The following is a 12,251-nucleotide window of genomic DNA, read 5'->3' as shown; positions in this document are numbered from 1 at the left end:
CCGTCAGCCGGCGGCGCCGCCGAGCTCCTCGAGCTCGAGGATCGGGGCCGCGTGGAGGATGGGACGCAGCGGCGGCCGCGCCTCGCGTCCGGCGAGCTCGGCCTCCTCGCGGGCCGCCCGGGCGTACACCGCGACGGTGGACGACGCGACCGACGACCAGTCGTAGCGATCGTGGATGCGGCGGGTCGCACGGCTCACCAGCCGGTCCGCGAGCGCACGGTCGGTGAGGACCTCGACGAGCCGCTCGGCGAGGTGGTCGGCGTCCTGGGGGGTGAAGCTGAGCCCGTGTCCGCCCGAGACGATCTCGCGCAGCCCGCCGGTGTCACCCGCGACGACGGGGGTGCCGCATGCCATCGCTTCGACCGCGACCAGCCCGAACGGCTCGTAGATCGACGGGGCGACGGCCACGTCGGCGGCCGCGTAGTGCAGCCGCAGCTCGTGGTCCTCCAGGAAGCCGGTGAAGTGCACGTGTCGCCGCAGCCCGAGCTCGCGCACGCGGCGCCGCAGCTCGTCGGAGTAGGTGCCGATCCCGGCGATGAAGAACTTCACCGGCCCCACCGCCGATCGGACCTGCTCGAGGGCCTCGAGGACGGTCTGGACGCCCTTCTCGTACTCGAGGCGTCCCGCGAACAGCACCATGCGGGTGCGCGGTCCGACGAGGGTGCGTCGGAACGCGCTGACCTCGTCGTCCGGCAGGGCGAAGTCGCGGACCGCGACGCCGTTCGGGACGACGTCGACCTTGTCCTCGGGGAGCAGGAAGATGTCCTGGACCTGGTCGCGCATGTACTCCGAGCAGGTGATGACGCGCCGGGCCTCGTAGGTCAGCCACCACTCCACCTGGTGGATCAGCTTGTTCATCGGGCCGGGCAGCCAGCCCTGGTGGCGGCCGTACTCGGTCGCGTGGATGGTGGCCACCAGCGGCAGGTCGAACGCGTCCTTCAGGCCCGCGGCCGCGTACGCGACCAACCAGTCGTGCGCGTGGATCACGTCCACCTCGTGCCGGTGGATCAGCTTGGCCGCCGCGGCCTGCGCGCGGTTGTTGAACGCCAGCACCCAGGGCACGAGGTCGTGGAACGGGATGACCGGCGGCGCCTCGGCCACCCGGACCACGTGGACCCCTTCGAGCCACTCCTCGGCGGGTGCCGGCTGGTCGGGGTGGTCCCGCGTGATGACGTGGACCTCGTGCCCTTGGGCGACGAGGTTGCGGGCGAGCGCAGCGGCGTGACGGCCGAGCCCACCCACCACGCGGGGTGGGTACTCCCAGGACAGCATCAGCACGCGCACGAGGGCGAGCGTGTCAGACCGGGTGACCCAGCTGCAAGACGAGGGTGAGGTCGGTCGGTCCGGGCCGGCGAGGTACGGTGCACGGGTCCGTCCGTGTCCCGTTCCCAGGTGGTCGCCGCGTGCGCGTGCTCATCGTGTCCGAGGTGGCTGCCGAGCGCCTCCGTGCCAGCAGCGCGCTGATGCTCCACGCCGGTGCGGAGGTCGTCGAAGCGGCCTCCGGCGAGGAAGCTCGACGGCGGATCATCGACGGTGACCTCGAGGTCGACGTGCTCGTGGTCGACGGCGACCTCCAGCCCCGCGGTGGCTTCGCGCTGCTGTACGACCTGCGCGAGAAGTTCCAGTTCGACGGCCGCGACCTCCCGCCGTCGATCGTGATGACCGCCCGCGCGCAGGACCGCTTCCTGGTCGACTGGTCCGGTGCCGATCGATCCATCTCCAAGCCCGTCGACCCCTTCGAGCTCGCCGAACTCGTCGGAGAGCTCGCGGCGGACACCGCCCGCGCCTGATCAGCCCGCGCGCCGGACCTGCCGCGAGGTCCCGACCGTGTCAGTCCTCGTGCTCGGTCGAGGCGGTGAGCCCGACGCGGCGTGCCGTCTCGACCACGTCCTCGGGTGCCACACCGAGGTGGCGTGCGATCCGGGCCCTGGTCGCGTAGACGTTGCTGCGCGACGTCCCGAGCTGCTCGGCGATCGCCCGGGCCGACACCCCGTCCGCGAACAGCCCTGCCACGTGCCGCTGACGAGGCGTCAGCGCGTCGGTCGACGGGACCGGCTGAGCCAGGTCGGCCGGTGGCATCGACTCGAGGCCGGCGAAGCGCACCCGGGGACCCGTGGCGGTGCGCCCGGCGTCGAGCTCGGCGAGGCGCGACAGGAAGCCGCGCAGCTGGAGGCGCCGCTCCCGGCGCTGCTCGTCGTTGGGTGGTGTCGCGGCCGTGTGCACGGTCGTCAGCAGCGCGCTGACCTCGAACGGCTTGGTGAGGTAGTGGACGGCACCGGTCAGGTGCGCCCGGATCACGTCCTGTTCGCTGGACAACGCGGTGAGCATGACCACGGGCAGCTCGGCGGTGCTCGGATCCTCGGCCAGCGCTTCGAGCACACCCCACCCGTCCAGGACCGGCATCATGACGTCGAGGACGACGACATCGGGGCGTCGCTCCGCGACGGCGGCCAGCCCGGCCCGGCCGTCGGGTGCGGTGCGGACCCGGTGACCGGCGGCGGCGAGGTTGGCGGCGACGAGCTCGCTCAGTGCCGGCTCGTCGTCGATGACGAGCACGTCCAGAGGCGTCGACGTGCTCGCTGCCTCCACCAGGTTCTCCCCACTGTCGCGGCCGGCGGACGGTAGCCGACCGCTGCGGTTCGAGCCCGACACCCCGGATGGAACGGTCCGCGGGTAGCGTCTTGGTCGCAGCCGTGAACGCCCGCCCCCGAGGAGCCGTCCGTGACCGAGGCCACCCCCGTGCGTTGGCCCGCCGTGATCGACCACCTCCTCGCGGGGCACGATCTGGACGAGGACACCGCCGCCACCGTGCTCGCGACCATCATGCGAGGCGAAGCCGAGGCCACGCACGTCGCCGGCCTGCTCGTCGCGCTGCGGGCCAAGGGCGAGTCGCCGGCTGAGATCGCCGGCTTCGTGCGCGCCATGCTGGATGCGGCCGTGCCGATCGACCTCGCCGGTCCGCTGGTCGACACCTGCGGCACCGGGGGCGACGGGGCGGGCACCTTCAACGTCTCGACCATCGCGGCCCTCGTGGTGGCGGCGGCCGGGGTCCCCGTCGCCAAGCACGGCAACCGTGCCGCGTCGGGTCGGTGCGGCTCGGCCGACCTGCTCGAGGCCTGGGGCGTGGCCATCGAGCTGCCTCCGCCGGCGGTCGCTCGGACCGTCGAGGAGCTCGGGATCGGGTTCCTGTACGCCCGCACCTTCCACCCGGCGATGCGGTTCGTGGCGCCCGTGCGGGCCCAGCTCGGGGTGCGCACGGTCTTCAACGTGCTCGGCCCGCTGTCCAACCCGGCCGGCGCGCAGCACCAGGTGGTCGGTGTCGCGGACGTGCGGCTCGCACCGGTGATGGCCGACGCGCTGGCGGCTCTCGGCAAGCGGCACGCGCTGGTCTTCCGGGGCGACGACGGGCTCGACGAGGTGACCACGACGGGCCCGTCCCAGGTGTGGGAGGTCCGTGACGGTGCGGTGACCGGCTGGCGCCTCGACCCGGCCGACCTCGGCATCGCACGGGCCAGCCTCGCGGACCTGACCGGGGGCGGCATCGAGGAGAACGTGGCGATCGCCGACGCCATCCTCGCAGGCGCCGAGGGACCACCGGCCGACCTCGTGGCCGTCAACGCCGCCGCGGCGCTGTACGCCGGGGACGCCGTCCCCGACCTGGCCGAGGGGTTGGCCCGTGCCCGGAAGGTGCTCGCCGACGGCTCGGCCCTCGACCTCCGGGACCGCTGGGTGGCTCGCTCACGTGAGCTCGCCGCGACCTGAGCGACGGACCTGCCCGCGACATGATCCCACGACCGGCACCTGACCTGACCCTCGGAGGACGCGTGGCGTCGTCGCACCGTATCGACCCGGATGCTCGTCCCTACGCGCCCGAGGGGATCGCGACCAAGCCCGAGGTCGGGTTCGAGGGGTTCGCGGCGCTCGACCTGCGCATCGGTCGTGTCACCGCGGTCGACCCGTTCCCCGAGGCACGCCAGCCGGCGTGGAAGCTGACGGTGGACTTCGGTCCGGTCCTCGGTGAGCTGCGCACGTCGGCCAAGATCACCAGCTACGCCGCCGAGGAGCTGCTCGGCCGCACCGTGGTCGGTGCCGTGAACCTCGGTGCCAAGCGGATCGCCGGGTTCACCAGCCAGTTCCTCGTCCTCGGTGGTCTCGAGCCGGACGGCACCGTGCGCCTCCTCGCCCCCGACGCGGACCTGGCTCCCGGATCGGTGGTCGGGTGACCGACGGCCGACCCCCGGGGGACGACGACCTCGCCGACGCGCTGGACGCGGGACTCGGCGAGCTGTTCGACCTCGACCAGGAGCCGTTCGCCGGCTTCGAGGTGGCGGTCCTCGTCGACCGGCAGGTCTACAGCGCGGCCGACCCGGTGCGCATCACGGTCACGGCCGCCAACCGGGGCAGCACCTTCGTCGAGCACCGCTACCCGGGCTGGCAACGCTACGAGCTCTCGGTGCGCGACGAGCTGCACCGGGTCGTGGCCGACGACCGCATCGAACGACCCGCGAGCGGCCCGGCCCTCGACCGTTTCGCGCCCGGCCAGCTGCTGATCCAGCCGACGTACTGGTCCCAGACCGCCGGTCCGGTCGTGCCCGGCTGGAGCGACGAGCCACCCGGCCCCCGCGTCCCCCCGGGCCGCTACCGGGTGCGGGTCACCTGGCTCGGTCGCGAGCTCGGCCGGCGCGGCGAGCTCCCGGACGCCTGGAGCTCCTGGTTCGAGCTCGTCTGACGGCCGCGACCACGGTCCGTCTCGAGGCAACGCTGGTGCGTCGCCGGTCAGCCGGAGGCAGCGACCGGTGCCGGGACGCGGCGGGTGACCTTCGCGCCCTCGAGGACCTGTCGGTCGCGGCGCACCTGGCGGTCGACGCGGCGGGCCTCCTCGCGGGTCTCGGCCAGGGCGCGGCCACCGGCGAGCGGTTCGGCCCACCCGCCCGAGGTGGCCACCAGGCGGACCCCGGGCCGGTCGAGCCACGCCAGGACGAGCCGGCGCTCCTCGGCGTCGAACGGGTCCGGTCCGGCGGGCAACGTCGGCGGTGGGAGCGCACCGAGGGCGACCTCGACGAGCGGCGCACCGGTCCATGAGGTCCGTGCCGTCACCTCGAGTCGCCCATGCGCCACGGCCACGACCTCGACCTCGTCGTCCTGCCCGGCGGTGCGATCCCCGCGGACCACCCGCGCCGCCACCAGTCGCTCCACCGAGCCGAGCGCGGCGAGGCGCCGCTGCTCCTCGAGCGTCCGGGCCAGCACGTGGATGCGGCGCCGCAGGTCCGTCGCACGCTCGAAACGCCCGTCCCGTGCCACGGCGAGCATCCGTTCACGCAGAGGACCGAGCAGCAGCCCGGGGTCGTCGAGCGCGGCGTGCAGGCGGTCCACCACGGCGCGGTAGCCCACCGCGTCCTGGCTGCCGTCGCAGGGCGCACCGCACCGGCCGAGCTGCTTGAGCACGCACGCGGGGTGGTCCTGGGCGACGCGCAGCCGCCCGGTGCAGGTGCGCAGGGGGAGGACCTCGTGGATGGCCTCCACCAACGCCTCGGCCGTGCGTCGCGACCCGATGGGGCCGAGCGTGCGGTCGTGTGCCTTCGGTCGAGGTTCGCGCACGATCGACAGGCGTGGGAACGCCTCGCGGGTGACAGCGAGGTGGACCCCGCGCTGGGGGTGGCGCGACCGGCGGTTGTAGCGGGGGGCGTGGGCGTGGATGGCCCGCACCTCGACGACCTCGGCCTCGAGCAAGGTCGGGGTCTGGACCCAGGTCACCTCGGCGGTCTCGCGCACCAGGTCGGCGGTGCGGCGGCGAGGATCCTGGCCGAAGTAGGTGCGCAGCCGCGAGCGCAGGTCGGTCGCCTTGCCGACGTACAGGACCTGCCCCCGCTCGTCGAGGAACCGGTAGACCCCCGCGGCCCGCGGCGCATCGCGGACCAGCCCGACCCGGCGGTAGGCCTGCTCGGAGGTGGACCGGGCCAGGTCCCGCAGGTCCTCGAGGGTCGTCGCCCCGTAGGCGCCAGCACGTTCGATCAGCCCGTGGAGCACGTCGACCGTGGCGCGCGCGTCGGTCAGGGCGCGGTGGTCGGGCACGACCCGGCTGCCGAGGTGCCGGGCGAGGGTGCCGAGTCGGCGGTCCCGGACCTCGTCGCGCACGAGACGCCGAGCGAGCCGGGCGGTGTCGACCACCGTCGGTTCGAACCCGCCGTGGTGGTGCTGCTCGCAGGCGGCGCGCAGGAAGGACAGGTCGAAGCGGGCGTTGTGCGCGACGAAGACCGCGTCGCCGAGGAACCCGAGCACCGACGGCAGGACCGCCTCGATCGGTGGCGCGTGCGCGACCATCGCGTCGGTGATGCCCGTGACGGCGCTGACCGCGGAGGGGATCGCTCGCCCGGGGTGCACCAGGGTCTGGAGCTCACCGAGCACCTCGCCGCCCCGGACCTTGACCGCGCCGACCTCCGTGATGCGGTCCCGACCCGGGGTCAGGCCGGTGGTCTCGAGGTCGAGCACCACGAACGTGACGTCGATGAGGGCGGTGCCGAGCTGATCGAAGCTCTGCTGGCGCGCATGGGTGACCGCCACCGCCGGCTCCTCCTGTCGGACGCATCGAACGTTCGTTCGTACGAACATGCGTTCTACCAGGCGGGTGTGACGGGGCGGTCACCCGCGTGCGCGGGGAGGTGTGGCGGTGCGGGCGGCGGTCAGGCCGCGTCGCGCCGGCGGGCCCGGACCAGCCGTTTGCGGTCCTGCTCGCGGAGGCCCCCCCAGACGCCGTACTGCTCGCGGTTGGCGACGGCGTGCTCGAGGCACTCCTGGCGCACGGGGCAGGTCTCGCAGACGGCGATGGCCTCCCGCTGGGCGGCCTCGTCGATGGCGAAGAACACCTCCACGTCGATCTCGCGGCAGGCGGCATCAGCGCGCCAATCCGCGAGGGCGTCGAGGGCGAGCGGGAACGAGCGTGCGGGTGCCGACACGAGGACCTCCGTGCTGCGGTGGTGCATCGGGAGCGAGGGAGCAGGTGCTGCGCCTGCCACGAGGACGGCGCGGTGGTGGTGGCCGCGCAGCGTCGAGGTCGAGGGCGTTCGGTGACACCGGCCGTCCGGACAGGGTCGCCACCATCTTCCGGCCACTTGGACGTCCGGGTGCGCCCGGCTGGCCGCCGCACGGCGCCGACACGACCAGGAACGGTTCGCGTACTAGCGTTCCGCCTCCGGCCCGCCCGACGAGGACCTCTCACGTGCCCCACGACGACCCCCGTGCCACCGCCCGACGCGATCGCCGCGAGGACCTCCTCGCCGCCGCTGCGCGTCGGTTCGTGGCCGTCGGCATCCGCAAGACCACCATGGAGGACATCGCGCGCGAGGCGCGGGCCGGCAAGGCCACCCTCTACCGGCACTTCGCCAACAAGGACGCCGTCATCGACGCGCTCCTCGAACGCGAGGCCGCGCGCTTCGAGCGCCTGCTGCGCAGCGCGGCGGACGCCGAGGAGGGCGCCGCCGACCGCATCGAGGCCGCCTTCGTCGTCGGCGTGCGCTTCTTCGTCGACCACCCCGTGATGACCAAGGGCCGCGACGAGGAGCCCGGCATCCTGCTGCCGCGCATCACCACCAACGCCGGCCCCGTCGTCCGCCGCGGCCTGGAGCTGTTCACCGACCTGATCAGCGTCGGTGTCGAACGAGGTGAGTTGCGCCAGGTCGACCCGCCGGCCGCCGCCGAGGTCATCGTCCGGCTCATCCTCAGCTACTTCAGCTTCCCGCCCATGCACGTCGCCGTCGACGACCCGGCCGAGGCACGCGCGTTCGCCCACGGACTGATCGCCGGCGGTCTGCGCGCGCCCGCACGTGTCTGACCGCCCACCCCGGCCCCGACCGCTGCCCCCTCAGATGCGCTGACAGCTCGGGCAGTGGGTCGTGCCGCGCTGGGCGACCACGCTGCGTCGCATCGGGGTGCCGCAGCGGTTGCAGGGCAGGTCACCCTGGCCGTAGGCGTCGAGGAAGTCGGCGTTGCGGCCGCTCTCGCCGTTGACCATCTGGTAGTCGCGGAACGTGGTCCCCTCGCGCTCGATCGACTCGGCCAGCACCTCGCGGATCGCCGCGTGCAGCGCCAAGGCCCGCGCCCGTCCGACACGGCGCGATGCCGGGTGGATGCGCGCCCGCCACAGCGCCTCGTCGGCGTAGATGTTGCCCACGCCTGCGACCAGGCGTTGCCCGAGCAACGCCGCCTTGACCGTCGCGCCGGTCCGAGCCAGGGACGCCGCGAACACCTCCGGGTCGAAGTCGTCCGACAGGGGCTCGGGACCGAGGATGGCCAGCGTCGGGACCCGGCCGGCGTAGTCACCCGCCGGGACCACCGACACCCGACCGAAGCGCCGCGGATCGCGGAAGCGCAGCTCACGACCGTCATCGAGGGTGAACCTGGCGCGCACGTGCTCCGCGGCGTCGTCGGCCGGCGTCCGCGCCGGATCCGCCGCCGCGAACCGGAACGACCCGGTCATGCCGAGATGGAGCACGAGCTCGTACTCGGGGTCGCCCTCGATCCCTGTGGGATCTCGGTCTCCCACGCCGTGCGTGCTCCTCGATCCCTGGGGGATCTCGTCCGCGCCACCGGCGGCTCCCACGCCGTGCGTGCTCCTCAGACCCTCGGGGATCTCGTCCGCGCCACCGGCGGCTCCCACGCCGTGCGTGCTCCTCAGACCCTCGGGGATCTCGTCCGCGCCACCCGCGAGCTCGGCGGCGTCGACGGCGAGGGGGCAGAGGAGGAACTTGCCGCGGCGGGTGACGGCCTCGATCCGGCAGCCCTCGAGCAGACCGACGTCGCTGAACCGTTGCTGTGGGTGCGGGTCCCACCACACCGCCACCACCCGCCGGCCGGTCAGCTCGGGAGCCAGCTGCCGGCGGACCGACTCGACCTCGGGCAGCTCGGGCACGTGCCACCTCCCCTCGTGACCGGACGGTACCGGTGGTCCCCGGTGCGGCCGTTAGGCTCGTGCTTCCGCCGACGCGTGAGGACCGCTGTGGCCGAGGAACGGGACCGGCGCGGGGACGGTCGTCCCGAGCAGTCCCGTCCGCGCGACCGGACCGGGCGCCCGCTGCCCCACGGCACCACGGGCGTCCCGCTCACCGAGGAGCACGAGCCGGCCACCGTCGAGGAGGCACTGCTGCTCGGTGTGGCCCTGTGGAACGACGAGCGGCTCTTCGAGGCGCACGAGTGCCTCGAGCACGTCTGGCACGCCGCGCCCGACGCCGACCGGGACCTGTGGCAGGGCGTGATCCAGGTCGCCGTCGCGGGCGTCCACCTGCAGCGCGACAACCTCGAGGGTGCGGTGGCCACCTTCGGCAAGGCCCGTCGGCGGCTGCGTCGCTACCCCGACGTCCACCGCGGTATCGACGTCGAACAGCTCGTGGTGTTCTGCGAGGGGGCGGCTGCCGCCCTCGAGGACGCCGGCGCCGTCATCGAGGTCGGCTTCCCCGAGTTCCCCGCCATGGACGACGGTCCCTGGTTCACCCCCGACCCGGCGTTGCTCGAGCCGCCCGGGACCCCCACCCCCGTGCCGGACGGCCCTGCTTGGCGTCGTCGCCCCCGCGGCACACCCACCGATCCCCCCGAGGCTGGCTCCCGATGACCGACGACACGACCGCCGAGCCCACGCTCGATCCCACCGACCTGGCACGTGGCCTCGAGCCGGGGTCGCGGTTCCGCTGCGATCAGTGCGGGAACGTGACGCGCTTCGACGTCGAGGCGACCGAGCACACGCGGCGCTACCTGCACTTCGACCTGGGCGGTGCCTCCAGCGTCGACGAGGAGGAGGTGCTGGCGCGTGACATCGTCTCGGTCACCTGCCGCTGGTGCGGCCGGGACGACGCGATCCGCGTCGAGGCCGCCCCCGCGGCCGGGGTCGACACGGCACCGCCCTCGTGACCTCCGGCACCGGTGCCGGAGGTGGGCCGCCGCGGCCCGCCCCCGCTCCGGTGCCGACGGTGACCGCGCTCTCGTCGCTGCCGAGCGACGCATCGGCGTGGCTCCTCCCACGCGTCCGTGCGGCGCTCCACGCCCTCGATGACGACGAGGTGACCCCCGTCATCCGCCGGCTGCGGGCGGCGCCGACGAGCCGGCTCGCCGGTGGGCGGGTCCGGCGCGAGCTGGACGAGCTGCTCGCCGAGGGTGGGCCACCCTGGCGGGCGCTGGTCGACCGCATCCGGGCCGAGGACACCGTCCCGGACGCCGTGGCCCGGCTCCTGGCCGGCCCCGCCGACGAGGCAACCTCCACGCGCGACCCGCAGGCTGCCCCCGACCGAGGAGGCAGACAGGACCGCTCCGGTGGGCACGACCCGTCCAGCGGTCAGGACCCGGCCGCGGCGGCGCGTGAACGTGCAGAGGCCCGCGCACGCGATCGGCTCCGCGAGGTCCGCGCCGAGCGCGACGAGCTGCGACGTCAGCTCACCGGCGCGGCCGCGCGAGCAGCCGCGTCGGAGCGGGACGCCGCGCGGACGGACGCGGAGCTCGCCGCGGCGCACGATCGGATCGCCGAGCTGGAGCGAGCGCTGGCGTCCGCGGGGGAGGAGCGCGACCGGGCCGTCGATCGTGAACGCCGCCGCCGCGACGGTGAGATCGCACGCCTCGAGGCCGCGGTCACCGACCTGCGGCGCGCCGAGGAGGAACGGGCGCAGGACCGTCGCAGGCAGGCGGAACGCGCCCGCGTGGCCCGGGACGAGGCCAGCCGCCAGATCGCCGGGCACCGCAGCGCTCCGGTCGAGCCGGGGCCGTCCCGCCTCGTCCCGGGCCGACCGAGCCGGCTGCCGCCCGACGTGCACCGGGGCACCACCGAGGAGGCGGCGCTGCTGCTCCACGCCGGCCGGCTCGTCCTGGTCGACGGCTACAACGTGACCAAGCAGCACCAGGGCGATCTCGACCTCGAGGGGCAGCGAGCCTGGCTGGTGCGGATCCTCGCGGCGCTGGCGGCTCGCCGGCGGGTGCGCCCCACCGCCGTCTTCGACGGCCAGCAGGCGGGCGGCTCACGACCGGCGATGGGCGGACGGGAGGTGGGGGTGGTCTTCACGCCCGCCGGTGTCACGGCGGACGACGAGCTGGTGCTCGCCGTCGAGGCCACCGACGAGCCCGTCGTCGTGGTGACCGACGACCGCGAGCTCGCCGGTCGCGTGGCGGCCTCCGGCGCCGACGTGATCGGGACGCGCGCCTTCCTCGGTGTCGCGCGCTGAACCGGACGATCCCGGGTGCGGGTCGTGACGGTCCGTCCGGCCGGGCGTTGCTAGCGTGAGCTCGGGCTCGGCGGGGAGCACGTCGGCCCGGCCAGCGTGGCCCGCGCCGCCCGCTTCTCCGGTAGGGACCCGCCCGTGATCGAGCTGCACCTGATCGGTTACACCGAGGACGCCGAGCACCTCGTCCTCGACCTCGAGGTGGAGGGCGAGGGTCGCTACACCGTGCGGATCGATCCGGATCTGCTCGCGACGGTCGCCCAGCTGCGCGAGGTCCGCGTCGCACGTGGCGCTCCGGTCGACCGACGCCCCGATCCCGAGCCCGCGCCGACGAACACCAACGGCCAGCACCCGGCTCTGCCGCCGGAGGCTGAGGACGCGGTCGAGGAGGCGCTCGAGGACGCGGTCGAGGAGGCGGATCCGGCGTCCCTGCCGGCCCCGCTCCCGCCGCCACGGCCGCGACGTGCTCGTGTCCCCGCCCCCCGGGTCCGACGAACGCCGGAGCCTGAGGAGCCGCCGGCGCCGGCGACCGAGGAGCCACCCACGCCGGAGCGGGACGAGCACCGCCCGGCCGCCCTCGCCGTACCGCACGCCAAGCTGTCGCCGGCCGAGATCCAGACGCAGCTGCGGGCCGGTCGGTCCGTGCGGGCGGTCGCGGCCGAGGCGGGGACCGACCTCGCCTGGATCGAGCGCTGGCTGCCGCCGATCCTGGCCGAGCGCGAGCGGGTGCTCGACGAGGCGCGCCGCCGACGGCTGGACGTCCCGAGGGCACGCCCGCTCGGATCGAGCGTCGCTCGTGCGCTGGCCGACCGAGGGGTGCCCGCCGACCGGACGACGTGGTCGGCCACGCGCCGCGCGGACGGTCGCTGGCGCGTGAGCGTGCGCTTCGAGGACCGAGGTCGTCCGCGGAACGCGACCTGGCTGATGGACCCCGGCGGCGAGCGGGTCCAGGCCGCCTCGCCGCTCGCCGAGGAGCTGGCGGGGCCGGGCGGTGGCCCGGCGCGGCGCAGGTGACGCGGCCGACGGACCCACCGGCGACGACCCCCTCGGATCCGCCGC

The 12,251-nt window shown here is 74.6% G+C and carries 14 protein-coding genes; 9 read left to right on the top strand and 5 right to left on the bottom strand.

Annotated features, from left to right (window positions below; all coding sequences use genetic code 11):
- Positions 1-3 precede the first annotated feature (3 nt).
- Positions 4-1,284 (bottom strand): glycosyltransferase family 4 protein, encoded by a 1,281-nt coding sequence (locus NITAL_RS19275; RefSeq protein WP_052667785.1) that lies wholly within the window; start codon positions 1,282-1,284, stop codon positions 4-6.
- A gap of 119 nt (positions 1,285-1,403) precedes the next feature.
- Here NITAL_RS19275 and NITAL_RS19270 point away from each other — a divergent pair, with 119 nt between their 5' ends.
- On the top strand, positions 1,404-1,790 hold the full coding sequence (locus tag NITAL_RS19270; RefSeq protein ID WP_052667783.1) for a response regulator: 387 nt from the start codon (positions 1,404-1,406) through the stop codon (positions 1,788-1,790).
- Positions 1,791-1,830: 40 nt separating this feature from the next.
- Here NITAL_RS19270 and NITAL_RS27510 read toward each other — a convergent pair whose 3' ends face one another.
- Positions 1,831-2,589 carry a response regulator gene (locus NITAL_RS27510; RefSeq protein WP_052667781.1) on the bottom strand — a complete coding sequence of 253 codons (759 nt, stop codon included), beginning with the start codon at positions 2,587-2,589 and terminating at the stop codon, positions 1,831-1,833.
- A 132-nt stretch (positions 2,590-2,721) separates the two neighbouring features.
- Between NITAL_RS27510 and trpD the strand changes: the two genes are divergently transcribed.
- From trpD to NITAL_RS19250, 3 genes are all read left to right on the top strand, one after another.
- Positions 2,722-3,762 (top strand): anthranilate phosphoribosyltransferase, encoded by a 1,041-nt coding sequence (gene trpD, locus NITAL_RS19260; protein WP_083441785.1) that lies wholly within the window; start codon positions 2,722-2,724, stop codon positions 3,760-3,762.
- A 62-nt stretch (positions 3,763-3,824) separates the two neighbouring features.
- Positions 3,825-4,223 (top strand): tRNA-binding protein, encoded by a 399-nt coding sequence (locus NITAL_RS19255; protein ID WP_211262523.1) that lies wholly within the window; start codon positions 3,825-3,827, stop codon positions 4,221-4,223.
- Entirely contained in the window at positions 4,220-4,729 is a 510-nt protein-coding gene (locus NITAL_RS19250) for a hypothetical protein (protein ID WP_052667780.1), read from the top strand. Before NITAL_RS19255 ends, NITAL_RS19250 begins: the two co-directional genes overlap by 4 nt.
- A gap of 47 nt (positions 4,730-4,776) precedes the next feature.
- On the opposite strand, the gene NITAL_RS19245 is transcribed toward NITAL_RS19250, so the two are convergent.
- Together NITAL_RS19245 and NITAL_RS19240 are read right to left on the bottom strand one after the other, a co-directional pair.
- Complete coding sequence (locus tag NITAL_RS19245) at positions 4,777-6,561, bottom strand: DEDD exonuclease domain-containing protein (RefSeq protein WP_052667778.1); 1,785 nt, start codon at positions 6,559-6,561, stop codon at positions 4,777-4,779.
- Between the two features lie 119 nt (positions 6,562-6,680).
- Positions 6,681-6,953 (bottom strand): WhiB family transcriptional regulator, encoded by a 273-nt coding sequence (locus NITAL_RS19240; RefSeq protein WP_245617695.1) that lies wholly within the window; start codon positions 6,951-6,953, stop codon positions 6,681-6,683.
- Positions 6,954-7,216: 263 nt separating this feature from the next.
- Here NITAL_RS19240 and NITAL_RS19235 point away from each other — a divergent pair, with 263 nt between their 5' ends.
- Positions 7,217-7,828: a TetR/AcrR family transcriptional regulator gene (locus tag NITAL_RS19235; RefSeq protein WP_052667775.1), complete on the top strand. Its 612-nt coding sequence runs from the start codon at positions 7,217-7,219 to the stop codon at positions 7,826-7,828.
- Positions 7,829-7,858: 30 nt separating this feature from the next.
- On the opposite strand, the gene mutM is transcribed toward NITAL_RS19235, so the two are convergent.
- On the bottom strand, positions 7,859-8,905 hold the full coding sequence (gene mutM / locus NITAL_RS19230; RefSeq protein ID WP_052667773.1) for a bifunctional DNA-formamidopyrimidine glycosylase/DNA-(apurinic or apyrimidinic site) lyase: 1,047 nt from the start codon (positions 8,903-8,905) through the stop codon (positions 7,859-7,861).
- A gap of 75 nt (positions 8,906-8,980) precedes the next feature.
- Between mutM and NITAL_RS19225 the strand changes: the two genes are divergently transcribed.
- The 4 genes from NITAL_RS19225 (at position 8,981) to sepH (ending at position 12,206) form a co-directional block, all read left to right on the top strand.
- Positions 8,981-9,601 (top strand): DUF309 domain-containing protein, encoded by a 621-nt coding sequence (locus NITAL_RS19225; RefSeq protein ID WP_211262522.1) that lies wholly within the window; start codon positions 8,981-8,983, stop codon positions 9,599-9,601.
- Entirely contained in the window at positions 9,598-9,897 is a 300-nt protein-coding gene (locus NITAL_RS19220) for a hypothetical protein (RefSeq protein WP_211262521.1), read from the top strand. The genes NITAL_RS19225 and NITAL_RS19220 overlap by 4 nt, the downstream gene beginning before the upstream one ends.
- A 59-nt stretch (positions 9,898-9,956) precedes the next feature.
- Entirely contained in the window at positions 9,957-11,195 is a 1,239-nt protein-coding gene (locus tag NITAL_RS19215; protein ID WP_157041963.1) for an NYN domain-containing protein, read from the top strand.
- 135 nt (positions 11,196-11,330) lie between these two features.
- Positions 11,331-12,206, top strand: coding sequence for a septation protein SepH (gene sepH, locus NITAL_RS19210; RefSeq protein ID WP_052667767.1), 876 nt, complete (start codon positions 11,331-11,333; stop codon positions 12,204-12,206).
- The last annotated feature ends 45 nt before the right edge of the window (positions 12,207-12,251 follow it).

The organism is Nitriliruptor alkaliphilus DSM 45188, assembly GCF_000969705.1.
GTDB lineage: Bacteria > Actinomycetota > Nitriliruptoria > Nitriliruptorales > Nitriliruptoraceae > Nitriliruptor > Nitriliruptor alkaliphilus.
This window is presented reverse-complemented; position numbering and strand designations above follow the sequence as displayed.

Coding starts and splice junctions, on each gene's coding strand:
- NITAL_RS19220 (WP_211262521.1), top strand. CDS start 9,598: ATGACCGACGACACGACCGCCGAGCCCACGCTCGATCCCACCGACCTG.